Raw genomic sequence first — 24011 nt, 5'->3', positions numbered from 1 at the left:
CATGATGGGCCGCACGATCTTCATCGACCCGGGTCGCTGCATCGGCTGCCAGGCCTGCGTCTCCGCCTGCCGCGAATGCGACTCCCACCGCGGCAAGTCGATGATCCACCTGGACTACACCGACCCCGGCATGTCCGTCGCCTCCCTTCCCACCGTCTGCATGCACTGCGAGGACCCGGTCGCGCCCTGCGCCGAGGTCTGCCCCGCCGACGCGATCCTGGTCACCGCCGACGGAGTGGTCCAGCAGGCCGACACCACCCGCTGCATCGGCTGCGCCAACTGCGTCAACGCCTGCCCCTTCGGCGTCCCGAAGATCGACCTCCAGGCGAAGCTGCAGATGAAGTGCAACCTCTGCTACGACCGCACCGCCTACGGCCTGGCCCCCATGTGCGCCACCGTCTGCCCCACCGGCGCCCTCTTCTACGGAACCCTCGAAGAGCTCCAGGCCGAGCGCCCCGGCGTGCAGGTCGCCGATTCCTTCGCCTTCGGCGACGTCGTGGTCAGCACCGGCGTGGCGATGGTCGTCCCCGCCGACAAGGTCCAGTGGCCCGTCCCCGGCGGGCTGCCAGTCGTAGAGATCAATGGAGTGGACGTCCGATGAGCCTCACCGAGCAGCCCCCGCCGGCCTCCACCCCGGGCCCGGGCCCGGACGGGGACGCCGCCGCCGAGCAGTTGCGCGACCGGATCAGCGCCGACTCCCTCACCACCCGCCGCGATTACCTGCGGATCGTCGCCACCGTCTCCGGTGGTCTGGCCGTCGGCGGTGTCGGCGTCGCCGCCGGCATCCTGCACCGGCACGGCGACAGCGAGAAGTTGCCCGAGGCCAAGAAGGTCACCGACGAGCTGGCGCCCGGCCAGTCCGTGGCCTTCCGCTTCCCCGGCGACGAGGACCGGGCCGTCGCCGTCCGGCTGGCCGACGGCTCCCTCGTCGGCTACTCGGCCGTCTGCACCCACCTGGCCTGCGCCGTGCTGTGGCGCGAGGACCGGGGCGCCGACGGGGAGCTGTACTGCCCTTGCCACGAGGGCGTCTTCGACGCCCGCACGGGCGAGGTGACCGCGGGCCCGCCACCGCGCCCGCTCCCCAGGATCTTCCTGACCGAGCAGGACGACGGCAGTGTCTGGGCCATCGGAACCGCGCGGTCGGGAGAGCCGGCCAAGGACGCCCTCTGCCGGCAGTTCGGCGATTCCAGCCCCGAGATGTCGCTCCGACTGGGCTGCCCGGGAGCGGATCGCGCCGCCGCGACCGAGACGAGGCGAGCATGAGCGATACACCGCTGCCTCCCCGGCCCGAATACCACCCGGGCAGTGCCCAACCCCGCCTGAACCGGCCGGTGCACGAGAGGTATCCGCAGATCCGCTCCACCAGCGGGTACGGAGACCCGCGGATCCGCACCACGGGCCCCGGCCCGGGTGCCGGCACCGAGCAGGAACCGGAGCGGTCCTCGAAGCTCAACGCCCGTCTGGCCTTGGCCCTGACCGTGGTCATCGGCCAGCTCTGGGCGCTGACCGTGACCGTCAACGAGTGGATGAAGGGCAACACCGGAACGGCCTGGTGGGGGGCGGGATTCCTGATCCTGTCCTTCCTGGTCGTGATCGGACTGTGGCTCCTCGACCCGAAGGACCGTTGACATCCTCCACTCCCCTAGGAGTGGAGTCCCACCCTCGCGGGTGAGGTTTCCTGCTTCACCACGGACTGCCCCGACCGAGAGGAGAACTCTCGTTGAGGTCTTACGCCCGCTCCACAGGCAGCAGCCGCCAGCCCGGCGACCAGGAGATTCACGGCTGCGTTCGCGTCCCGATCGTGGGTCGTCCCGCAGTTTTCACACGTCCACTCGCGGACGTTCAGGGGCATGCTGTCGGCGATTGCCCCGCAGGTCGAGCACAATTTGGAGCTGGGGAACCATCGGTCGATGGTGATCAGCTCGCGCCCGTACCAGGATGTCTTGTACTCCAGCATCCGCCGCAGGTCTCGCCATGCCGCGTCGGTGATGGCGCGGGCGAGTTTGTGGTTCTTGAGCATGTTGCGGACGGTGAGGTCCTCGATCACGAGCGTTTGGTTTTCGCGCACGAGTCGAGTCGTCAGCTTGTGCAGATGATCCCTGCGGCGGTCTGTGATTCGGGCGTGGATCCTCGCCACGCGGACGCGGGCCTTGGACCGGTTGTTGCTTCCCTTCTCCTTGCGGGCCAGCGCCCGCTGTGCACGCGCCAGCCTGTCGCGGTCCTCGCGCTCGTGCTTTGGGTTGGGGATCTTTTCCCCAGTGGAGAGGGTGACCAGGGCACTCAGCCCGGCATCGATCCCGACCGCTGCCGTGGCGGTGGGCATCGGAGACAGGTGGTCCTCGCAGAGCAGGGAAACGAACCAACGGCCCGCACAGTCGCGGGAGACCGTGACTGTCGACGGTGCCACGCCTGTGGTCAGTGGACGCGACCACACGATGTCCAACGGCTCAGCCATCTTCGCGAGCGTCAGTTGGCCGTCGGTGTAGCGGAACGCACTGCGTGTGTACTCGGCCGAGGCCCGGGACCTCCGCTTCGATTTGAAGCGGGGGTACTGCGACCGCTTGCCCCAGAACCCGACGAACGCGGCCTGCAGATGCCTGAGAGCCTGTTGCAACGGCACGCAGGACACCTCGGCCAAGTAGGCCAGCTCTTGTGTCTGCTTCCACGCCGTGAGCATCGCCGATGTCTGCCCGTAGCCCACCCGCTCCCGACGGGCCGTCCACGCCTCGGCACGCGCGGCAAGGGCCAGATTGTAGACCTTCCGCACGCACCCGAACGTCCGCGCCAGCTCAGCTGCCTGCGCATCGGTCGGATAGAAGCGGTACTTAAACGCCCGCTTCACGGGAGAAGCCTTCACCTTTCGGACGCTAAGGGTGGTCGCGATCCGAACACAAGCGCAGGTCACAACATCACACAGTGGCACTGCAAGACTTCGAGTCACGGTTGCGTTTCCCCTGGTTGAAACCCTGGGGTCGTCGCAAGGATTGGGATGACCATGTCGATACCCACGCCCACCCCGTCCACGGTGCGCTCGCACCGCGCGGAGAGCTACAGGCCCGGCGCCACCATCGGCGACTGGCGGCCCGAGGACGACGGTTTCTGGCAGTCCAAGGGGCGCAAGGTCGCCCAGCGCAACCTCTGGATCTCGATCCCCGCGCTGATGCTGGGATTCGTGGTCTGGCAGGTCTGGTCGGTCACCGTCGTCAAGCTGAACGACGTCGGCTTCGGCTTCTCCAAGTCGCAGCTGTTCTGGCTGACCGCCATTCCCGGGATCACCGGAGGCACCTTCCGGATCCTCTACACCTTCATCGGGCCGATCTTCGGCGAGCGGAAGTTCACCGCCTTCAGCACCCTCGTCCTGGTCGTGCCGATGCTGTGGCTCGGCTTCGCGCTCCAGGACACCGGCACTCCGTATGGGGAGTTGGCGTTGATCGCGGCCGTCTGCGGCATCGGCGGTGCGAACTTCGCCTCCTCCATGGCGAACATCGGCTTCTTCTTCCCCAAGCGGGAGAAGGGCAGTGCCAACGGCCTCAACGGCGGCCTCGGCAACCTCGGCGTGAGCGTGGTCCAGCTGGTGGCTCCGCTGGTGGTCACCGCCGCCGTGCTGGGCGCCCCGGCGGGCGGCCCGCAGCACGACGCGAAGAAGAACACCGACATCTGGCTGCAGAACGGCGCTTTCCTGTGGGTGCCGCTGCTGGTGATCATGGCGTTGCTCGCCTGGTTCATGATGAACGACCTCAAGGTGGCCGCCGCCCCCTTCAGCCAGCAGAAGATCATCTTCAAGCGCAAGCACAACTGGCTGATGACCTGGCTCTACGTCGGCACCTTCGGGTCCTTCATCGGCTTCGCGGCCGGCCTGCCCCTCCTGATCAAGAACAACTTCGAGGTGCAGGGTTACCAGGCCACCACCTATGCCTGGATCGGCCCCTTCGTCGGCGCGATCATGCGCTGGGCGGGCGGCTGGCTCTCCGACAGGCTCGGCGGCGCCAGGGTCACGATGCTGTCGTTCGTCGGGATGGCCGCGGCCCTGGTCGTGGTGATCTTCGCGCTGCCCCACGCGGGAGACCAGGGCGACTTCTGGGCCTTCTTCATCGGCTTCCTGGTGGCCTTCGCCTTCTCCGGCCTCGGCAACGGCTCGACCTTCCGGCAGATCCCGGTGATCTTCCGGGACCAGCACATGCGCGAGGCCGAGGGCAAGGGAGCGGAGGCGCAGGCCGCGGCTCTGAAGCAGTCGGAGATGGAGGCGGGCGCCGTCACCGGTTTCTCCTCCGCCATCGCCGCCTACGGCTTCTTCTTCATCCCCGCGATGTTCGCCGCGGTGGCCGTCACCAGCGCACTGTGGATGTTCATCGGCTTCTATGCCACGTGCCTGGCGGTCTGCTGGTGGTTCTACGCCCGCAAGGGCGCCGAAGCCCCCAGCTGAGCGGGGCGGGCGCAGGGGGCGGCCGTACCCTGGAGGCATGAGCACCTCCGCCGCCCCCGACCCGCAGCCCGAGCCCGCCGCGCGGCCGGAGCCCAAGCCGAAGCCCAAGCTGATCTTCGACGACCCCCTGGACCAGCAGTCCTCGGACGACACCGACCGAGGCTGGGGCGAGCGGCCGCCCGCCGGCGGAAGCGCGGCCGACCTGGCCCGCTTCCTCGACGAGAAGCCCCCGCACCACATCTGAGCCGGCGGACCGGTCAGTGCGCGTCGCGCGACCTCGCAGCGGCGTCGACGCCGTTGACGCCGCTCGCGCCCCGCTGGGCGACCAGCGTGTCGCGGATCTCCTTGAGGACCTCCAGCTCGGTGATCTCCATGGTCTCCTGGACGCCTTCCCTGGCCTTGCGGCGCTGCTCCACCTTGGCGAGGTACTTCGCCATGGGCAGGACCATCAGGAAGTAGACGACCGCCGCGGTGATCAGGAAGGTCAGCGCGGCGTTCAGCACCGAGCCCCAGAGGATCTCGACACCCGTCGGCTGACCGTTCGGGCCCATCTCGCAAGGGTTCTTGATGCACGTCTTGTAGCCGTCCAGGCTCTGCGTGCCGATCGCGCCGATCACCGGGCTGATGATGCCCTTGACCACCGAGTTCACGATGTTCGTGAACGCGGCGCCGATCACCACGGCGACCGCGAGGTCGACCACGTTGCCGCGCATCAGGAAGGCCTTGAAGCCCGCCAGCACGCTGTCCTTCTTCTCGCTCACCACTGAGCCTTTCTTCGAATCTGCCGAACACGGAGCCAACGGTTCCGAAAGCTACGGCAGTCCGGGCCCGGCGTGTCCAATCGACTCCCCCCGTGAGGCGACTTGACTGGGCGTCAGTGCGAATCAGCACAACGTCACCGCCAGCCGGGCCACGGAGCCCGCCCCCACGAGATCCCGTGCGGTGCCCCGGGGCACGGACAGGACCACCAGTGCCCCACCGTCCCCAACACCCTGATCGGGATCGGGTACTTCGGCAACCCGAGCCCCCGCCGCCACCACCCTGGGCGGTCCGGCGCGCTCCGCCGCCACCACGTCGACCCGGTCCCCGGGCCGCAGCAGCCGCACCGTCGCCGCGTCCGCGATGCGCACCGGGGCGGACACCATCCGCACCGCCGCCGGCGGTGCCTTCACCCGCTCCGGTGCGGCACCCCGCGAGGCCTGTGCCTCCGTCCCGCCCGCCGCCAGGGCCGCGGCCGCGACGGCCAGCCCGGCCGCGGCGGCCCGCCGTCGACGTCGCAGGACCCTGCGCAGCCGGTCCCCGCCCCGCCCCACGCGAAGCGGGGGGAACGGCGGGACCGTGCGCGCGGGGGGACACGTGGAAGAAGAACGGGTCGCGGAAGTGGTCGAAGAAGTACGGGACATGGGGAAGGACATGAGGAACACCGCCAAGCCGAGTCGGTCGTCGTGCCCGGATCCTGCGCCCGGACACCCCTCACGATCCGGCCTCCCGCGGAATCCCGCTCCGGCCTGTGGACAGTCCCCGCCGTGTGGACAACTCCGTCACCCACACGTGGCCCCGGTGGGCCCGGGGCCCGTCACCTACGGCAGCTCGATGCCCAGGTCCCAGCCGTCGTGGGCGTGCGTGCACAGGCAGTCGCGGGACTCCGTCGCCGGGAGGGCGGCCACCGCGTCGAAGAGGACCTTGCGCAGGCGGTCCACGTTCTGGCCGAACACCTTCAGGACCTCGGTGTGGGACACGCCCTCGCCCGTCTCGGCGCCCGCGTCCAGGTCCGTGACCAGGGCCATCGAGGTGTAGCAGAGCCCCAGCTCACGGGCCAGGACCGCCTCGGGGTGGCCCGTCATGCCGACCACCGACCAGCCCGCCGCGGCGTGCCAGCGCGACTCGGCGCGGGTCGAGAAGCGGGGGCCCTCGATGACGACCATGGTGCCGCCGTCCACCGCGTCCCAGCCCTGTTCGCGGGCCGAGGCGAGCGCGACGGACCGGCCCACCGGGCAGTAGGGGTCGGCGAACGTGGTGTGCACGACGTTGGGGACGCTGCCGTCGGGCAGCGGCTCCCCGTCGAAGAAGGTCTGCGCGCGGGACTTCGTACGGTCGACCAGCTGGTCCGGAACGAGGAGCGTGCCCGGTCCGTACTCGGGCCGCAGACCGCCGACGGCGCAGGGGCCGAGCACCTGGCGGACGCCGACCGAACGCAGGGCCCACAGGTTGGCCCGGTAGTTGATCTTGTGCGGCGGGACGGTGTGGGTGCGCCCGTGCCGCGGCAGGAAGGCCACGGTGCGGCCGCCCAGCTCGCCGACGTAGAGGGAGTCGCTCGGGGGCCCGTACGGGGTGTCCACCTGTATCTCGGAGACGTCCTCCAGGAAGGAGTAGAAGCCCGAGCCGCCGATGACACCGATCTCTGCGTTCGCCATGCCGACCACCCTAACCGGGCATGCCGAAGGCCCCGCCGCCCGGGAAGGGCTGCGGGGCCTTGGGAAAGGCGATCGGACGGCTCAGGCCGCCGAGGTGGAGCCGGCGCTGCTGCCCGAGCTCGACGACGTCGAGGAGGACGAAGCGGCGGGGGCGGCGGCAGCGGTGGACGTCGTGGACGACGCAGTCGACGACGAGGACGACTTCGAGGCAGGGGAGCTGCTCGACGAGGCACCACGGCTGTCGTTCCGGTAGAAACCGGAGCCCTTGAAGACGATGCCGACCGCGGAGAACACCTTCTTCAGGCGTCCGTCGCAGCTCGGGCACACGGTCAGTGCGTCATCGGTGAACTTCTGCACGGCCTCAAGGCCCTCACCGCACTCGGTGCACTGGTACTGGTAGGTCGGCACGAATTTCCTCCTGGCACTCTGACTCAATGAGTGCTAACGACGCTCCATGGTGACGTATTCCGGCGGATCAGTCCACCGTCACCGGCACGCGGTGACCCATCCCACGCTCGTTCACCGTGTTCCGGACCACCTTCGAGGTGGCGGAGCCGGCGGCCGTGGACGAGTTCACGATCCGGCTCGGGGCCTTCGGGGCCAGCTTCCCGCGCAGCGCCAGCAGGGTGAGCAGCGCGAGCGCGGTGGCCGCCATGGGCACCAGGAAGCCGTACGAGGACCCGTGCGCGTCCGTCAGGCGGCCGGCCAGGGTCACGGCGCCGGCCTGCCCGAAGGCGACCGCTCCGGTGAGCCAGGTGAAGGCCTCGGTGCGGGAGGCGGCCGGGACCAGCTGCTCGATCATCGTGTAGCCGGTGATCAGCGCCGGGGCGATGCACAGGCCGACGACCAGGCCGAGCGCGCCCAGCAGGATCGCCGAGTTCGCGGCCCACAGGACCGAGGCGGCGGCGGTGAGGCCGATGTAGCCAAGGATCAGGCGGCGGCGCGGGCCGATCTTCCAGGCGATGGCACCCATGGCGATACCGGCGATCATGTTGCCGGCCGCGAAGACGCCGTACAGGAGGCCGTTGGCGCCCGGGTTGCCGATCTCCTCGGAGAAGGCGGCGAGCGAGACCTGCATGCCGCCGAAGACGGCGCCGATGCCGATGAAGGCGACGATCAGGACGCGCAGGCCCGGGAAGGACAGGGCGGAGGCGTGCTTCTCGCCGTTGGCGGCGCGGGCGACCGGCTTGGGCTGGGTGCCGCGCTGGGCGGCGAAGAGCAGACCGCCGACGATCGTCAGCGTGGCCTCGGTGATGAGGCCGGCCGACGGGTGGATCGCGGTGCACAGGAAGGTCGCCAGCACCGGGCCCACCACGAAGGTGAACTCGTCGGTGACGGACTCGAAGGCGGCCGCGGTCGGCAGCAGCGGGGAGCCCTCCAGCTTGGCGGCCCAGCGGGACCGGACCATGGGCCCGACCTGCGGGACGGAGGCACCGGCGGGGATCGCGGCCAGCGCGAGCGCCCACAGCGGGGCGCCGAGCAGGGCGAGCGCGGTCAGGGCGCCGACGGCGGCGGCGTGCGCGAGGACGACCGGCACCAGGACGCGGCTCTGGCCGATCCGGTCGGCCAGCTTGCCCATCTGCGGGGCGAACAGGGCCATGGAGACGCCGGTGACGGCGGCGACGATGCCGGCGCTGCCGAAGGAGCCGGTGGTGTGCTGGACGAGCAGGACGATGCTGATCGTCAGCATCGCGAAGGGCTGCCGGGCGGCGAAGCCGGGGAGCAGGAAGCTGAGGGCGCCGGGCGTGCGCAGGAGCTGCCCGTAGCCGGGGCGGGCGGACTTGTCGGTCGTGACCGCGGATGTCACGGCCTTGCCTTTCCGCTGCCTGGTAGAGCGTCCCCGTCTGCGGACGGTGCTTCGCCTTGTGAGCGGCCGCACCCGTACATGTGGGAGCCCCGAGAGCTGTCCTCTTGCGCAGAACCGAGTGATACCTGGGCGCCCACTGCGGGAGGGTGCCACGGCCGCTTTGCGGTCGCGCCAGCTCTGCGTCAGGCAGAGTTGGTTCGATTTGTTGTGCCTTCATCATACAGGGAAGGTCGCCACCACGCCCTGTGATTACGACGACAGGCCGTGTCTTCACCTGCGATTAACTGGAATTTCGCATTCAGGAAGCATGGAAACAGGGATGAATCCGGGCAGAATCCATCGAAGATGTTGAATTAGAGTGACGCTCTAACGCTGGGTGACACCGCGCCCCGACCCGCCGCCGGCCCCGCCGCCCGACCCGTTCCCGTTTCCGTTGCCCGTCCCCAGCCACCCCGCGAGCTTGCCGCCCCGGGCCACCGCCCGCAGCCGCGCCTCGGCCGCGTCCCGTACCGGATCCGTGGCCACGACCAGCAGCTCGTCCCCGCGCCGCAGCACGGTCGACGGAAGGGGTACGAAGCTCTTCGCGTCCCGGACCACCAGCGTGACCGAGGCCCCAGGCGGCAGCCGCAGCTCGCTCACCTCGACCCCGTGCATCCGCGAGGCGGGCGGGATCGCGAAGGAGAGCAGGTGTCCGCGCAGCTTCTCCAGCGGGGCCGATTCGATGCCGAGGTCGGAGGCGCCCTCGTCGGTGTCCCCGAGCCGCAGCTTGCGCGCCAGCCAGGGCAAGGTCGGCCCCTGGACCAGGGTGTATACGACGACCAGCACGAAGACGATGTTGAAGACGCGGTCGCTGCCCTCGATCCCGGACACCATCGGGATGGTCGCCAGGATGATGGGGACCGCTCCGCGCAGGCCGGCCCACGACATCAGGGCCTGCTCCCGCCACGGAATGCGGAAGGGCAGCAGGCTGACGAAGACCTCCAGCGGCCGCGCCACCATCGTGAGCACCAGCCCGATGATCACGGCCGGCCAGAAGTCGTGGACCAGCTCGTGCGGGGTGACCAGCAGGCCGAGCAGGACGAACATGCCGATCTGGGCGATCCAGCCGAGCCCGTCCGCGAACCCCCGCGTCGCCGGCCAGTGCGGCAGCTTCGCGTTGCCGAGCACCATGGCCGCCAGGTAGACGGCGAGGAAGCCGGAGCCGTGCGCCAGCGCGCCGGCCGCGTACGCCACCACGGCGATGGCCATCACGGCGATCGGGTAGAGGCCCGAGGCGGGCAGTGCCACGTGCCGCAGTCCGTAGGCGCCGAGGAAGCCGACGGTCAGGCCGATCGCGGCGCCGATGAGCAGTTCGAGCCCGATCTTGCCGAGCAGGACGTACCACTGGTCCACCGGGCCGACGGTCGCGAAGGCCACGACCAGGATCACGACGGGCGCGTCGTTGAAGCCGGACTCGGCCTCCAGGACACCCGTGATCCGGGAGGGGAGCGGGACCTTGCGCAGTACGGAGAAGACGGCCGCGGCGTCGGTCGAGGAGACGACCGCGCCGATCAGCAGGGCTTGGCGCCATTCCAGCCCGACCAGGTAGTGCGCCCCGGCCGCGGTGACGCCCACGCTGACCGCGACGCCCACCAGCGACAGCACGATCGCGGCCGGCAGGGCCGGCTTGATCTCTTTCCACTTGGTGCCCAGACCACCCTCGGCGAGGATCACGACGAGTGCGGCATAGCCGATGACCTGCGTCAGCTCGGCGTTGTCGAATACGACGTTGCCTATGCCGTCCTGGCCTATCGCGATGCCTATGCCGAGGTAGATGAGCAGGCTGGGGAGGCCGCTGCGTGAAGAGATGCGCACCGCCGCGACGGCGATGAGCAGCACGAGCGAGCAGACCAGCAGAAGCTCATTGAGCGTGTGGACAGTCAGCGGGCGACCCTTCCTCGAAGCGCACGGGGGAGCGGGCGGGACGCTCCTCCCGGGGCAGGTTCGGCAAGTAGTTCGTTACCTTACCTAATCTTTGACGTTCTCTTTACGCGCTAACCACATTGTGAAACGTGTGTTCGCCCTTGTCCTCAGCACCTGGACCCCTGGCGGATCACCGGAGCCGGTGCTGCGCCTATGGTTGCTCCCAGCACTGCCAGGACCACCCTGCCCCTCTAAGGACAGCGATGCCCGCCAACGAAACCGCTCCTCCCGTCAAGAAGAAGGGACGACGCGCCCGTCTGATCGTGCTCGTCCTGGTCCTGGCGCTCTTCGCGGGCCTCGGCTGCGGGGCGTACTGGGGTGTGGACAGCCTGCGCGCCTCGTTCCCCCAGACGACCGGCTCCCTCAAGGTTCCGGGCCTGACCGGAACCGTCGACGTCAAGCGCGATGCCCACGGCATCCCGCAGCTCTACGCCGACAACGACGACGACCTCTTCCGCGCGCAGGGCTTCGTCCACGCCCAGGACCGTTTCTGGGAGATGGACGTACGCCGTCACATGACCTCCGGGCGACTCTCGGAGATGTTCGGCTCCGGCCAGGTCGAGACCGACGCCTTCCTGCGCACGCTGGGCTGGCGCCAGGTCGCGCAGGAGGAGTACGACAAGAAGCTCTCGGCGGAGACGAAGAAGCACCTCCAGGCCTACGCCGACGGGGTCAACGCGTACCTGAAGGGGAAGTCCGGCAAGGACCTCTCCGTCGAGCACGCCGCCCTCAAGCTCAGTGACGACTACCGGCCCGAGCAGTGGTCGCCGGTGGACTCGGTGGCCTGGCTCAAGGCGATGGCCTGGGACCTGCGCGGCAACATGCAGGACGAGATCGACCGCGCGCTGATGTCGAGCACGCTCTCGCAGGCGCAGGTCGACGAGCTCTACCCGCCGTACCCCTTCGACCGGAACCGACCGATCGTCGAGGGCGGCAAGGTGGAGGGCGGCAAGTACGCGCCGCAGGGGACCCCGGGCTCCGGCTCCGGCTCGCAGGGCTCCACCGGCACCGGAACCGGCACCGGCACCGGAACCGGCACCGGTACGGGTACCGGCACGAACGTGAGCACCGGCACCGCCACCGGCACCGGCCTCGCCGGCAATGCCACCGCCCAGGGCGCGACCGTCGGCCTGCGCACCCAGATGACATCCCTCGCCAAGACCCTGGACCAGATCCCCGCGATCCTCGGCCCCAACGGCAGCGGCATCGGCTCGAACTCCTGGGTCGTCTCGGGCCGCTACACCACCACCGGCAAGCCGCTCCTCGCGAACGACCCGCACCTCTCCCCGCAGCTCCCCTCGGTCTGGTACCAGATGGGCCTGCACTGCCGCGCCGTCTCGGCCCAGTGCCAGTACGACGTGGCCGGCTACACCTTCTCCGGCATGCCCGGCGTGGTCATCGGCCACAACACCGACATCGCCTGGGGCATGACCAACCTCGGGGCCGACGTCACCGACCTCTACCTGGAGCAGGTCAAGCCCGAGGGCTACCTCTACGACAACAGGGTGCTCCCCTTCACCACCCGCGAAGAAGAGATCAAGATCGCGGGGGAGAAGAGCAAGAAGATCACCGTCCGCATCACCAACAACGGTCCGCTGATCTCCGACCGCAGCGACGAGCTCGGCACGGTCGGCGGCCGCGCCCCCGTCGCCTCCTCGGCCCCCGACCGCGGTCCCGGCTACGCGGTCGCCCTGCGCTGGACCGCCCTCGACCCGGGCAAGTCCATGGACGCGGTCTTCAAGCTGGACAAGGCCAAGACGTTCGACGAGTTCCGCAAGGCGGCCGCCGACTTCGAGGTCCCCTCCCAGAACCTGATCTACGCCGACAACAAGGGCCCCAACGGGGGCAACATCGGCTACCAGGCCCCGGGCCGGATCCCCGTGCGCGGCGCGGGCGACGGCCGCCTGCCCGCCCCCGGCTGGGACTCCAAGTACGCCTGGAAGGGCACCCCGGGCAGCACCACCGGCTGGATCCCGCAGAACGAACTGCCCTGGGACCTCAACCCCTCGCGCGGCTTCATCGTCACCGCCAACCAGGCGGTCGTGGAGGGCGGCACCGGCGCCGGCAAGTACCCGAACCTGCTGACCACCGACTGGGGCTACGGCGCCCGCAGCCAGCGGATCAACGACCTCATCGAGGCGAAGATCAAGGACAGCGGCAAGATCTCGACCGACGACATGCGCGCGATGCAGATGGACAACAGCAGCGAGATCGCCGCGCTGCTCACCCCGATGCTCGCCAAGATCGAGGTCAAGGACCCGGACGTGCGCTCCGCGCAGAAGCTGCTGGAGGGCTGGAACTACACCCAGGAGCCCGACTCGGCGGCCGCGGCCTACTTCAACGCGGTCTGGCGCAACATCCTCAAGCTGGCCTTCGGCGACAAGATGCCGAAGGAGCTGCGCGTCGAGGGCAGCTGCATGAACGTCCACGACCAGACCAGCGGTCCCAACGACGACCTGGCCGAAGTGGTCCGCGAATGCGGCATGCGCGGCAGTGACTCGGCGCAGCCGGACGGCGGCGACCGCTGGTTCGAGGTGGTCCGCCGCCTCGTCAAGGACGAGAAGTCGCCCTGGTGGGCCGCGCCCAAGAAGAACCTGACCGTGCCGGCGACCACCACCCGCGACGAACTGTTCGCACGGGCCATGGAAGACGCCCGCTGGGAGCTGACCGCCAAGCTCGGCAAGGACCAGTCCACCTGGAGCTGGGGCCGGTTGCACCAGCTGACGCTGAAGAACCAGACGATCGGCACCGAGGGCCCCGGCTTCATGCAGTGGGTCCTCAACCGGGGCCCCTGGAACCTGGGCGGCGGCGAGGCCACCGTCAACGCGACCGGCTGGAACGCCTCCAGCGGGTACGGGGTCACCTGGGTGCCGTCGATGCGGATGGTCGTGAACCTCAACGACCTCGACAAGTCCCGCTGGATCAACCTGACGGGCGCCTCGGGGCACACGTACCACTCCAACTACACCGACCAGACGACGATGTGGGCCAAGGGCGAGCTGCTGGAGTGGCCCTTCGGCAAGGAGGCCGTGGACAAGGCGACGGTCGACACCCTGACCCTCAAGCCTTAGCCCTAGCCCTCGACTACGAAAAGCGGATCACTCCGGAAGGGGTGGCCACCGCCTGCACGGGGTGGTCGTGCGGTTCCTCCGGGACCCGCGCGACCACCTCGTCGTCGTAGAGGAGCACCACCAGCGCGGGATGCGCCCCCGCGCGCTCCAGCCGCTCCAGTACGCGGTCGTACGAGCCTCCGCCGCGGCCGAGCCGCATGCCGCGCCCGTCCACCGCGAGTCCGGGCAGCAGCACGGCGTCGGCGCCGGTCACCGCGTCCGGCCCGAGCGCCGGGCCGGTCGGCTCCAGCAGCCGCATCTTCCCGGGGTGCGCGGCCTCGGCGAGGCTCGCCGGGCCCTCGTACGCCGCCCAGTCGAGATCGTTGTCGGGCAGCAGCAGGGGCAGCAGGACCCGCTTGCCGGCGGCGCGCAGCGCATCGAGCAGCTCGCGGGTGCCCGGTTCCGTGCCGACGGAGACGTACGCGGCCACCGTGCGCGCGTCGGCCAGTTCGGGCAGTTCCAGGGCCCGGACGGCGAGCGCGGCGGCCGCCGCGCGGGAGGCGTCGGGGGACAAGGCGCGGCGGGCGGCGAGGAGTTCTCGGCGCAGTTCGGCCTTGATCGGGGCGGCGTGCGGGTTCTCATTCACAGCGAAAGCGAATTTCCTTGGGAATGGGGACATAAGCGGATGTTCCTACCGCGATCTAGTCGAGCGTTCGGTGGGACCCACTATCGTTCTGGGCATGACTATGTTGCACCCCGTGATCAAGAAGGCCGTGATCCCGGCCGCGGGCCTCGGTACTCGCTTCCTTCCGGCGACCAAGGCGACCCCGAAGGAAATGCTCCCGGTTGTGGACAAGCCGGCCATCCAGTACGTGGTCGAGGAGGCGGTCGGCGCCGGCCTCGACGACGTCCTCATGATCACTGGGCGTAACAAGCGTGCCCTGGAAGACCACTTCGACCGGAACTACGAGCTGGAGTCGGCTCTCATCGCCAAGGGCGACGACGACCGGCTGAAGAAGGTCCAGGAGTCCAGCGACCTGGCCACCATGCACTACGTCCGCCAGGGCGACCCGCGAGGCCTGGGTCACGCCGTGCTGTGCGCCGAGCCGCACGTCGGCCGCGAGCCCTTCGCCGTCCTCCTCGGCGACGACCTCATCGACCCGCGCGACCCGCTGCTGCGCCAGATGTCCGACATATACGCCCGCACCGGCGGCACCGTCATCGCGCTCATGGAGGTGGACCCGGCCAACGTGCACCTCTACGGCTGCGCCGCCGTCGAGGCCACCGACGAGGAGGACGTGGTCCGGATCACCGGACTCGTCGAGAAGCCGGACCCCGCGGACGCCCCCAGCAATTACGCGGTGATCGGCCGCTACGTCCTCAACCCCGCGATCTTCGACATACTGCGGGAGACCGAGCCGGGCCGCGGTGGGGAGATCCAGCTCACCGACGCCCTGCAGAAGCTGGCCGCCGACGAGACCGTCGGTGGTCCGGTGCACGGCGTGATCTTCCGGGGTCGCCGTTACGACACCGGGGACCGCGGCGACTACCTGCGGGCCATCGTCCGTCTCGCGTGCGAGCGCGAGGACCTGGGCCCGGAGTTCCGCACCTGGCTTCACCGTTACGTCACGGAGGAGATGTAGGGCCTTGAGCAGTTCCGCACCGCAGGAGACCGGCCACCGTCTGTGGTCCGTGGACGAGCACCTCGCGGACGTCCTCGCCGCCATCCGTCCGCTGGAGCCCATCGAGCTCCAGCTGCTGGACGCCCAGGGCTGTGTCCTGGTCGAGGACGTGACCGTGCCCGTCGCCCTCCCGCCCTTCGACAACAGCTCCATGGACGGCTACGCCGTCCGGGTGGTCGACGTCCAGGGTGCGAGCGAGGAGTTCCCCGCGGTGCTGACGGTCGTCGGGGACGTCGCGGCGGGCAGCGGTGAGCTGCCCACCGTCGGCCCCGGCGAGGCCGCCCGCATCATGACCGGCGCCCCGCTCCCGCCCGGTGCGGAGGCCGTCGTACCGGTCGAGTGGACCGACGGCGGCACGGGCGGCGGCGCGGCCTCCGGGATGACCCCGGCCAGTGCCGCCCCCGAGGGCGCGGCCGGCGAGGTGCGGGTGCACCGCGCGGCCGAGGCGCGGGCGCACGTCCGCTCGCGCGGCAGCGACGTACAGGCCGGGGACCTCGCGCTGGCCGCGGGCACGGTGCTCGGCCCGCCGCAGATCGCCCTGCTCGCCGCCATCGGACGCGGCACCGTCCGGGTCCGGCCGCGGCCGCGCGTGGTCGTGCTCTCCACCGGCAGCGAACTGGTCCAGCCGGGTGAGGCGCTGGCCGCCGGGACGATCTACGACTCCAACAGCTTCGCGCTGGCCGCGGCCGCCCGGGACGCCGGGGCCATCGCCTACCGGGTCGGGGCCGTCGCGGACGACGCCGACACCCTGCGCTCCACCATCGAGGACCAGCTGATCCGGGCCGACCTGCTCGTCACCACGGGCGGGGTCAGCGTCGGCGCGTACGACGTGGTCAAGGAGGCGCTGTCCTCGGTCGGGCAGTCCGTCGGGCAGTCCGAGGACGGCGAGGACGTCGACGGCGGCCGGATGGACTTCCGCAAGCTCGCCATGCAGCCCGGCAAGCCGCAGGGCTTCGGCACGATCGGCCCGGACCACACCCCGCTGCTGGCGCTGCCCGGCAACCCGGTGTCCTCGTACGTCTCCTTCGAGCTGTTCGTGCGCCCCGCCATTCGGGCGCTCATGGGCCTGCCGGAGTCCGAGGTGCGCCGCCCCAGCGTGCGGGCGGTGCTGAAGGCCGACAAGGCGCTCGGCTCCCCGGCCGGCCGCCGCCAGTTCCTGCGCGGCAAGTACGACGCGGAGAGCGGCACGGTCAGCCCGGTCGGCGGATCGGGCTCCCACCTGATCGCCGCGCTGGCCCACGCCGACTCGCTGATGGTCGTACCGGAGGACGTCACCTCGGTGGAGCCCGGGACCGACCTGGAAGTGGTCCTGCTCGGCTGAACCGGGGCCGGTGCGGGTAGCGTGTGTCGCACCACACAGGCCCCGTCCGGGCCCAGAGCGGAGCGGCACAGCAATGAGTACCCAGAGCAGGCTGACCCACATCGACGAGGCCGGCGCGGCCCGGATGGTCGACGTCTCCGAGAAGGACGTCACCACCCGCACGGCCCGCGCCAGCGGACGGGTACTCGTCTCCCCCCGGGTCATCGAGTTGCTGCGCGGCGAGGGCGTCCCCAAGGGCGACGCCCTCGCGACGGCGCGGATCGCCGGGATCATGGGGGCGAAGAAGACCCCCGACCTGATCCCGCTCTGCCACCCGCTGGCGGTCTCGGGCGTGAAGGTCGACCTGAAGGTCGCCGACGACGCCGTCGAGATCCTCGCCACCGTCAAGACGACCGACCGTACGGGCGTCGAGATGGAGGCGCTGACGGCCGTCGCGGTCGCCGGGCTCACCGTGATCGACATGGTGAAGGCCGTCGACAAGGGCGCCGTCATCACGGACGTCCGGGTGGAGGAGAAGACCGGCGGCAAGTCCGGCGACTGGGCGCGCTCGTGAACCCCCCGCGCGGCGGCGAGGTCCACAGCCACACGCATCCGGACGCCCGGCCCGCTCCGGCGCCCGCCTCCACGGGCAGGGCACTGGTCGTCACCGCCTCGAACCGGGCCTCGCAGGGCGTGTACGCCGACAAGGGCGGCCCGCTGCTCGCCGAGGCGCTGGAGAAGCTCGGCTTCGCGGTGGACGGCCCGCGGGTCGTCCCGGACGGCGATCCCGTCGAGCGGGCGCTGCGCGAGGGCGTGGCCGCGGGCTACGACGTCATCCTGACCACCGGCGGCACCGGCATCTCGCCCACCGACCGCACCCCCGACGCCACCGCGCGGGTGCTCGACTACGAGATCCCGGGCATCCCGCAGGCCATCCGCGCCGAGGGCCTGGCGAAGGTGCCGACCGCGTCGCTGTCCCGGGGCCTGGCCGGCGTCGCGGGACACACCTTGATCGTCAACCTTCCGGGCTCGACGGGCGGCGTGCGCGACGGCCTCGCCGTCCTGGCCCGGATCCTGCCGCACGCCGTTGACCAGATCCGCGGCGGCGACCACGCCAGACCGGCGGAATCCTCCGGGAGCGCGAGCTGAACGGCCCCACCTGGCCGGTGGTCCTGAAGGACGGCGACGTCACGCTCCGGCCGATAAAGCTGCGGGACCAGAAGGCCTGGCGCGAAGTCAACCGCCGCAACCGGGACTGGCTGCGGCCGTGGGAGGCCACGATCCCGCCGCCCGCCCCGTGGGGGCCGGTGATCCAGCGGCCGACGTACCGCCAGATGGTGCGCCACCTGCGGGCGGAGGCGAACGCGGGCCGGATGCTGCCCTTCGTCATCGAGTACCAGGGTCGGCTGGTCGGCCAGCTCACCGTCGCCGGGATCACCTGGGGCTCGATGTGCGCGGCCCACGTCGGCTACTGGGTGGACCGCGACGTGGCGGGCCGCGGCGTGATGCCGACGGCGGTCGCGCTCGCGGTGGACCACTGCTTCGGGAAGGTCGGACTGCACCGCATCGAGGTGTGCATCCGCCCGGAGAACGGGCCGAGCCGGCGGGTCGTGGAGAAACTGGGCCTGCGCGAGGAGGGGTTGCGTCCGCGCTACCTGCACATCGACGGCGCCTGGCGCGACCACCTCGTCTACGCGGTGACGGCGGAGGAGGTGCCGGAGGGGCTGCTGCGCCGCTGGCACCGGGCCCGTCAGTCGGAGTCCCCACCGAAATAGATAATCGATTATTCGTTCGATTTATTGGGCTCGGGAAGCCTCCGGATGTCTCCGGTAGCCGATTTGCCCATAACCTGATCCGAAGAATCACAAAAAAAGTCCGTGATATCAGCGAGATCGTGCGACACACCGGCCCAATTGGCCGATCCCTTCGGCCGCGCCCCTCTACGGTGTGAGGTGTGAGCAGCAGCGGCCTCATCTACGCAGTCATTGTCGGGGCCTGGGCCGCCTACTTGGTGCCCATGTGGCTCCGGAGGCAGGACGAGCTGAACGAAGCCCGTCCGACGGAACGCTTCTCCACTGCCATTCGGCTGCTTTCCGGCCGGGCGGGAATGGAGCGCCGTTACGCCAAGGGGCTGCGTGAGCGCGGTGACGAGGAGGCGGAGCCCCAGCCCCACGTGGACCCGGACGCGGTCACGGAAACGGTCGATTCCGTGGAAGCCGACGCCCGGGCCTTCGTCGTGCCCCCGACCAGGGCGGAGCCCAGACCGGCCGCAGCCGAACGGGAACACCGCGCGGAGCGGGCCCGGCGCGAACAGCGCCTCCAGGTCCTCGCGCGCCGCCGGCGCACCACCGCGCTCCTCTTCCTCGTCTTCACCCTCGGCGCGGTCGTCGCCGCGGTGGGCGGCCTGCGCTACCTCTGGGCCCCTGCCGTGCCCGCCCTGCTCCTCAGCGCGTACATCGTGCACCTGCGGGTCCAGGAGCGGCGCCGCTACGAGTTCACGATGGACCGACGGCGCGCCGAGGCGGCCGCCCGCCACCTGAGGGAGAACCGGCCGCGCCGCGGCGACTCCGAGGAGACCACGGTGGCGGGCACCGACCCGGACCCCGCGCCACCGGTCTCCCCGCAGGAGGCCGGGCGACGCGCGCTGGTCGAGCAGACCGACCACGCCGAGTGGGTGGACCAGCAGCGCGAGCGCGAACGCGGCCCCGCGCGCGGTGACAGCTGGGAGCCGGTCCCGGTCCCGCTGCCGACGTACGTGACGGCGCCGGTCGCCCCGCGCGCCACCGGCCCCGCGACCCCGGACGCCTGGAGCGCGACCCGCTCCAGCACGGCCGAGCCGACGGAACCCCGCCTGCGCGCCCAGCCGCAGCCCCAGCCCGCGCCCGCGAAGTCGGACGCGAAGCCCCAGACCACTCCGCGCCCGCGCGGCCAGGGCCGGGGCCGCACACCGCTGTTCGACCAGTACGAGAGCGACGACCGCCCCCGGGCCGCGAACGAGTGATCGGTGACCTGCGCGGACGCTCCGGGATACGCGTTTTGGAGCACCCGCGCGGGGATGCTAATGTTTCACACGTCGCAAGGGCCTGTGGCGCAGTCTGGTAGCGCACCTCGTTCGCATCGAGGGGGTCTGGGGTTCAAATCCCCACAGGTCCACAGACAGGCCGTTCACGACTTAGGTCGTGAGCGAGTCACGAGATCCCGTCCAGTTCATCGAACTGGGCGGGATTTCTCGTATCCGAGGCTTGGTAGGGCATGGATGCCGCTCCGGGAGGCCGGGCGCGGGTCCGTGGACAGGGCGAGCGGAGCATGCGATGGGTTCGCGGGCATGCCGAAGCGGCCGCGGGGCCGGGGTGGCCCTGCGGCGCGCTGTGGCGTCGGTTGTCGATCCTGTTGCCGGTGCGGGGTGTCTAGGGTTCCGGGGGCGCCGGGTCGGTGATCGCCCAGGGTTCGACTTCAGCCGGAGCTTCCGCCTCGTAGGGGTCGGGCGTGGTGGGGATGTGCCCGAGGGTGTAGCGCTCTTCGCGCCACTGGCGCCGGTCGCGCAGGTAGCCCTCGATGCTTCTGAGGTTCTCCACGAGCAGCTGTACGGCGCTCAGCAGGGTCTGGGCGACCCGGCCGCGGCTTTGGCGCCTCTCGCGGGAGTGGAGGAAGGTATCGACGTTCTTGGCGCGCCCGTTGAGGCCTTCGATGTGGCTTCGGAGGCTGCGGTAGGCGCGCTGCCAGGCAGCGCGGCCCCAGGGGAGCTCCTGGCGGAGCTTGGGCATCAGGTCGGCCGGCACGGTGATGGTGGACTGCTGACAGATCGCGGGCCGGTGGTGGCTGGGGCGGTCGGGCGGGCGTACGACGGGGCGGGTGCCGGGATGGGCCTTGCGGGCGCGGGGGTTGTCGAGGTCGACGGTGTGGGATGTTCGGACCGGGCGGGGTGGAGCGGTGCGGGTGCGTGCTCGGGCCGAGGTGGCGTCGCGTTCCTGGGCCCAGGGGCACGTGACTCGGGGGCTGGTGCCCGCAGCAGGGCACTGTCGGCGTTCCAGGCCGCGACTGTCCGCGGACTGCTTGAGCGGGAGCAGGTAGGGATCTGCCTGGGCCAGGCTGGGGAGGAGAGCTTCGCGCTCCGCGCTGCCTTTCGCGCCCGCCATCTGGTGGTAGCCGTCGATGACGCGCTGGGGTGTGTGGGGGCAGAGCAGCTCGCCGGCGATGGCGATGACTCCTTCGACGGCGTCCTTGTCCTTCTTGACCATGGTGGTCTTGTAGTCGAGGACGAGCTTGTAGCCGAGGGCGCGCACGGGTGCGTGGAAGTTCTCGACTCTTGCGTCGGAGTAGGCGAGGTCGCCGGCGAGGTAACCGGGCTGATTCCACAGGCGTTTGACGATGCCGAGCAGGCGCACTGCCTGGGGGCCGATCTCCTTGCTGGGGCTGTGCACGGCCATGCCCATGCACAGCTGGGGGTAGCGGCCCGCGAGATCTGGATCGGTATGTCCGGCGACGAGGAGCGTGGCGCTGTAGCCGAAGGTCTTCTCGCCGCCGCCCGAGACGTGCCAGCCGGCGCTGACCTCCAGGGATGCGTGGCGTCGGGTGCTGGGCCGGGCCCAGGCGGCGATGGCGGTGGTGTCCACCGACAGGTCTCCGCCCCAGTCGTCCATCAGGCTACGTGCGATGGCGATCCGTACGGGCGTGAGCACGAGTTTGTTGGCGATGCGCGAGAGTTCGGGTGTGGCGTCCTGCCCGTGGCGGGGTTGCCAGGCCCGGCGGTAGGGCGCGGTCTCGTGCCGGGCCATGCGGGTGCGCCTGTCATGGCGGGCCGGATCAAGCAGGGTGGTCATCCGGGACCAGGCGTCGTAGAAGCGCTTGGCGGACGCGCGCGTCGCGTCCACATCGGTCGCGTCCACCTGCCTCAGGCCGAAGTACTTCAACCAGGGCTTACGCAGCTTGAACTGCATGCCTTCCCAGGCGTCGTCGACGTTCGTCGTGCGCGTCTCGCGTGCCGCGAGCACCATGCCGACGAGGACGGTCTCGGAGGACAGGCCGCGGGGCCCAGGCCGGGAGGCCTCCAGCCGGGCGAACTCATCAAGCACGCCGCTGGCACGGACCAGAGCGACGATCTGCCGCACATGGCGGTCGTTGAGCCTGGACGGGTGCGGTGAAGGGGCGGGTCGTCGCCTGCGGTGCGGGTTCATGCCCACCCCCGCAGGAGCCGGATGGCGGCGTCCCTGGACAGCTCCGGTACCCACCGCATGTACGCGGCCAGCGACGCGGTGGAGGTCAGCCCGGCTGCCCTGGCGATGAGGTCGGCGGGCACACGGTCGCGCAGGAGCGAGACGATCCAGGTGGCCCGCAGGCGCCGCATGTCCGGCACCGGGATCTTCGGATCCCCGGGACGGTGACGGGCGACCCAGTTGCTGATCGCGTTCTTGGGGCGCTCGACCTTCCGGTCGGGCGCGTACAGGTAGTGAGGTCCGGCGGTCCGGGCCAGTTCCGCGAGGGCCTCCTCCCACAGGGACCGGCACACCACCAGCCGGTCCGTGCCCGGCACCCGTACCGCAACGGCGTCGCTGGGCAGCACGTGGACGTCGGTGCCGCGAACCGAGAGCAATTCGAACGGCAGAAGGCCGCAGCCAGCGCCCAGGGTCAACAGGGCGAGTGCATTGCCGCGCCCGGTGGGGACGGACGGCAGGTTGCAGGCCCACACGTCCAGGCGGGTGAGGTCGCTGGTGCTGTAGGGCTCGGCCCTGGAGCGGTCGGCCTGCAGATGCGGTCGGGCTGCCTCACCCCGTTCGACCCACACGAGGGTTTCGTGCACCCGGGCCAGGACCGACGCGTAGGTCTGGGTCGATTTGGGCTTGAGCTGGTCGTTCTCCAGCAGGCAGCGCGTGATGGTGCTCTGCTCCAGCCAGACGGCCGGGTCGCGCGGCAGGCCGGCCCGCTCGGCACTGACCGCCAGCGCGGCCACTACCCCGAGCACCGTCGTCAGCCTGTAGGGAACGTGGTCCGCGACGGTGGCCACGACCATCCGCACCCCGTCGGCCACCGCTTCCCATTCGGGCGGCGTGTTCTTCGGCCGGTACCGCAGGATCGCGTGGCTCATCTCGGCCTCCAGAACGACATGCCACGAATAGCGGCTAATCAAATAGCCGCATTTGTCGTCATAGTGCACATCGACCTGAAGGAGCGCATCTCGATGCCCGGTGGCACCCAGCGCAGTACGACGCCGAGGGACCTGGCCGCGGATCCGCAGTCGTGGCCCCACGCGGGCCTGGCAGACCACCCCCAGGCCCGGGTCGTCCAGGCCCTGGCTCGGACGCTGGTGGAGCAAATGGCCGAACAGGGGCTCAGCCTGCGGCAGGTCGCCGCACTCAGCGGCGTCAACCGGCAGGCGATCACCAACCTGCTCCAGGGCTCCAGCTGGCCCGATGTCTTCACGGTGAGCCGGTTGGAGGACGGACTCGGAGTGGCGCTGTGGCCGGGCGCTTCGGGGCCGGCCTCGGCCGTGCGGTGACGAACGAAGTGACATGAAAGGCTTCTTTCCGCTCATTCCTCGGTGGAACGGCATGCAGAAATAGGCCACGCGCGCCCGGCGGTCGGTGATCTCCACTAGGCTCGGACGCACGTGAACCGTTGATCAGGGGCGCGTACGGCGCCGCCGGGTGACCGCCCGGCGGCGCCATCCCCATCAACAAAGTGATCAGGGGCAGACGTCTTCGCTAGGCGGCCTCCGGGTTCTCGGGCGCGCGAGCCACCGTGTAGATGCTTGGGCCCACCTTGGACGCCCGTCCCTTTTTGACGAGCCGGTTCAGGGCAGTGCGTACGTCCTCGACGGGGCGCTTCGAATTTCCGAGCTTGTCCGTCCGGCCCTGCTCCCGCAGGTGGAGGATCGTCTCCCGGACGTGGTCGACATGCATCGGCCGGTCCGAGGTCGCAAGGATGACCAGGATGAAATCCTGCAGCGTGTTCGATTCGTCATCGCGCACGTCGCCCAGATCTGGGGACTCGCCAGGATGGCCCTCGTCGGCTTGCGAGGTGTCTTCCGACGCCCCGACAGGATCCCCGATGCCCAGATCGGGCAGGGACTCAGTCAGGGACTCGTACAAGCCTTCGAGGCGGGAGAGTCGACCCTGGGCGGCTGAGAGCTGGGTGGTCAGGTCTTCGCAGAGACCAGCTTGTGCGTCGAGCTCCTCCCGCACCAGTGCAAGCGTGTCGAACAGCACCGAGCGCCGGTCCGCTCCCGCAGTCATGGACCCCTCCCACAGCTCACCGCAACATCAACTCGCGCACACCCTACGGTGGTTCAAGACCGTCGGGGGAGAGATCGGCAAAAGCTGTAGGGGGAATGATCCCTCTGCCGAAACTCTGCTGTAGGGCTTGCCCGCACTGCAGCT

24 protein-coding genes and 1 tRNA gene are annotated in these 24011 nt (G+C 70.3%); 14 read left to right on the top strand and 11 right to left on the bottom strand.

The window, feature by feature from the left end:
* Position 1: 1 nt before the first annotated feature.
* Genes ACFV9H_RS23275 through ACFV9H_RS23265 form a run of 3 tightly spaced genes read left to right on the top strand, consistent with a single transcriptional unit; the run spans position 2 to position 1628 of the window.
* Positions 2-601, top strand: coding sequence for a 4Fe-4S dicluster domain-containing protein (locus tag ACFV9H_RS23275; RefSeq protein ID WP_382986913.1), 600 nt, complete (start codon positions 2-4; stop codon positions 599-601).
* Positions 598-1263, top strand: a complete 666-nt coding sequence (locus ACFV9H_RS23270) for a ubiquinol-cytochrome c reductase iron-sulfur subunit (protein WP_385401350.1) — start codon at positions 598-600, stop codon at positions 1261-1263. The genes ACFV9H_RS23275 and ACFV9H_RS23270 overlap by 4 nt, the downstream gene beginning before the upstream one ends.
* Positions 1260-1628: a hypothetical protein gene (locus ACFV9H_RS23265; RefSeq protein ID WP_385401347.1), complete on the top strand. Its 369-nt coding sequence runs from the start codon at positions 1260-1262 to the stop codon at positions 1626-1628. The genes ACFV9H_RS23270 and ACFV9H_RS23265 overlap by 4 nt, the downstream gene beginning before the upstream one ends.
* Positions 1629-1642: 14 nt before the next feature.
* On the opposite strand, the gene ACFV9H_RS23260 is transcribed toward ACFV9H_RS23265, so the two are convergent.
* Positions 1643-2857 carry an RNA-guided endonuclease InsQ/TnpB family protein gene (locus ACFV9H_RS23260; protein ID WP_385401345.1) on the bottom strand — a complete coding sequence of 405 codons (1215 nt, stop codon included), beginning with the start codon at positions 2855-2857 and terminating at the stop codon, positions 1643-1645.
* Positions 2858-2995: 138 nt separating this feature from the next.
* On the opposite strand from ACFV9H_RS23260, the gene ACFV9H_RS23255 reads away from it, so the two are divergent.
* On the top strand, positions 2996-4423 hold the full coding sequence (locus ACFV9H_RS23255; RefSeq protein WP_385401343.1) for a NarK family nitrate/nitrite MFS transporter: 1428 nt from the start codon (positions 2996-2998) through the stop codon (positions 4421-4423).
* Between the two features lie 37 nt (positions 4424-4460).
* Positions 4461-4667, top strand: coding sequence for a hypothetical protein (locus ACFV9H_RS23250; RefSeq protein ID WP_385401340.1), 207 nt, complete (start codon positions 4461-4463; stop codon positions 4665-4667).
* 13 nt (positions 4668-4680) lie between these two features.
* Here the strand turns inward: ACFV9H_RS23250 and mscL are convergent, their stop codons facing one another.
* The 6 genes from mscL to ACFV9H_RS23220 form a co-directional block, all read right to left on the bottom strand.
* Positions 4681-5184 carry a large conductance mechanosensitive channel protein MscL gene (mscL, locus tag ACFV9H_RS23245; protein ID WP_385401338.1) on the bottom strand — a complete coding sequence of 168 codons (504 nt, stop codon included), beginning with the start codon at positions 5182-5184 and terminating at the stop codon, positions 4681-4683.
* 123 nt (positions 5185-5307) lie between these two features.
* On the bottom strand, positions 5308-5736 hold the full coding sequence (locus tag ACFV9H_RS23240; protein WP_385401336.1) for a hypothetical protein: 429 nt from the start codon (positions 5734-5736) through the stop codon (positions 5308-5310).
* A gap of 267 nt (positions 5737-6003) precedes the next feature.
* Positions 6004-6837 (bottom strand): S-methyl-5'-thioadenosine phosphorylase, encoded by an 834-nt coding sequence (locus tag ACFV9H_RS23235; protein WP_385401333.1) that lies wholly within the window; start codon positions 6835-6837, stop codon positions 6004-6006.
* Positions 6838-6918: 81 nt separating this feature from the next.
* Entirely contained in the window at positions 6919-7245 is a 327-nt protein-coding gene (locus ACFV9H_RS23230; protein ID WP_385401330.1) for an FmdB family zinc ribbon protein, read from the bottom strand.
* A gap of 67 nt (positions 7246-7312) precedes the next feature.
* The gene (locus ACFV9H_RS23225) at positions 7313-8644 is read right to left on the bottom strand and encodes an MFS transporter (RefSeq protein ID WP_385401328.1); all 1332 of its coding nucleotides are present in this window, start codon (positions 8642-8644) and stop codon (positions 7313-7315) included.
* Between the two features lie 366 nt (positions 8645-9010).
* Complete coding sequence (locus ACFV9H_RS23220; RefSeq protein ID WP_385401326.1) at positions 9011-10522, bottom strand: potassium/proton antiporter; 1512 nt, start codon at positions 10520-10522, stop codon at positions 9011-9013.
* Positions 10523-10809: 287 nt separating this feature from the next.
* Between ACFV9H_RS23220 and ACFV9H_RS23215 the strand changes: the two genes are divergently transcribed.
* On the top strand, positions 10810-13677 hold the full coding sequence (locus ACFV9H_RS23215; protein ID WP_385401323.1) for a penicillin acylase family protein: 2868 nt from the start codon (positions 10810-10812) through the stop codon (positions 13675-13677).
* 13 nt (positions 13678-13690) lie between these two features.
* Here the strand turns inward: ACFV9H_RS23215 and ACFV9H_RS23210 are convergent, their stop codons facing one another.
* Entirely contained in the window at positions 13691-14302 is a 612-nt protein-coding gene (locus ACFV9H_RS23210; RefSeq protein WP_385401320.1) for a 5-formyltetrahydrofolate cyclo-ligase, read from the bottom strand.
* Positions 14303-14396: 94 nt separating this feature from the next.
* Between ACFV9H_RS23210 and galU the strand changes: the two genes are divergently transcribed.
* The 7 genes from galU to ACFV9H_RS23175 all read left to right on the top strand — a co-directional run bounded on the left by galU (position 14397) and on the right by ACFV9H_RS23175 (position 19791).
* Entirely contained in the window at positions 14397-15299 is a 903-nt protein-coding gene (gene galU, locus ACFV9H_RS23205; RefSeq protein WP_385401318.1) for a UTP--glucose-1-phosphate uridylyltransferase GalU, read from the top strand.
* A 4-nt stretch (positions 15300-15303) separates the two neighbouring features.
* Positions 15304-16659, top strand: a complete 1356-nt coding sequence (gene glp, locus ACFV9H_RS23200; RefSeq protein ID WP_385401315.1) for a gephyrin-like molybdotransferase Glp — start codon at positions 15304-15306, stop codon at positions 16657-16659.
* A gap of 73 nt (positions 16660-16732) precedes the next feature.
* Positions 16733-17212 (top strand): cyclic pyranopterin monophosphate synthase MoaC, encoded by a 480-nt coding sequence (moaC, locus tag ACFV9H_RS23195; RefSeq protein ID WP_030706954.1) that lies wholly within the window; start codon positions 16733-16735, stop codon positions 17210-17212.
* On the top strand, positions 17209-17787 hold the full coding sequence (locus ACFV9H_RS23190) for a molybdenum cofactor biosynthesis protein B (RefSeq protein WP_385401313.1): 579 nt from the start codon (positions 17209-17211) through the stop codon (positions 17785-17787). The genes moaC and ACFV9H_RS23190 overlap by 4 nt, the downstream gene beginning before the upstream one ends.
* Positions 17788-17804: 17 nt before the next feature.
* Positions 17805-18413 (top strand): GNAT family N-acetyltransferase, encoded by a 609-nt coding sequence (locus tag ACFV9H_RS23185; RefSeq protein ID WP_385401311.1) that lies wholly within the window; start codon positions 17805-17807, stop codon positions 18411-18413.
* A 179-nt stretch (positions 18414-18592) separates the two neighbouring features.
* A complete protein-coding gene (locus tag ACFV9H_RS23180; RefSeq protein ID WP_385401309.1) occupies positions 18593-19639 on the top strand; it encodes a hypothetical protein in 1047 nt (348 codons plus the stop codon).
* A gap of 78 nt (positions 19640-19717) precedes the next feature.
* Positions 19718-19791 (top strand) — tRNA-Ala (locus ACFV9H_RS23175).
* A gap of 254 nt (positions 19792-20045) precedes the next feature.
* Here ACFV9H_RS23175 and ACFV9H_RS23170 read toward each other — a convergent pair.
* Positions 20046-21746, bottom strand: coding sequence for a hypothetical protein (locus ACFV9H_RS23170; protein WP_385401306.1), 1701 nt, complete (start codon positions 21744-21746; stop codon positions 20046-20048).
* Positions 21747-21808: 62 nt separating this feature from the next.
* Positions 21809-22720 (bottom strand): hypothetical protein, encoded by a 912-nt coding sequence (locus tag ACFV9H_RS23165; protein ID WP_385401304.1) that lies wholly within the window; start codon positions 22718-22720, stop codon positions 21809-21811.
* Positions 22721-22813: 93 nt separating this feature from the next.
* Between ACFV9H_RS23165 and ACFV9H_RS23160 the strand changes: the two genes are divergently transcribed.
* Entirely contained in the window at positions 22814-23131 is a 318-nt protein-coding gene (locus ACFV9H_RS23160) for a helix-turn-helix domain-containing protein (protein ID WP_385401302.1), read from the top strand.
* Between the two features lie 205 nt (positions 23132-23336).
* Here ACFV9H_RS23160 and ACFV9H_RS23155 read toward each other — a convergent pair whose 3' ends face one another.
* Positions 23337-23867, bottom strand: coding sequence for a hypothetical protein (locus ACFV9H_RS23155; protein ID WP_385401299.1), 531 nt, complete (start codon positions 23865-23867; stop codon positions 23337-23339).
* Positions 23868-24011 lie beyond the last annotated feature (144 nt).

Origin of the sequence: Streptomyces sp. NPDC059874, assembly GCF_042731135.1 — a bacterium.
In the GTDB taxonomy this organism is placed as follows: domain Bacteria; phylum Actinomycetota; class Actinomycetes; order Streptomycetales; family Streptomycetaceae; genus Streptomyces.
This window is presented reverse-complemented; position numbering and strand designations above follow the sequence as displayed.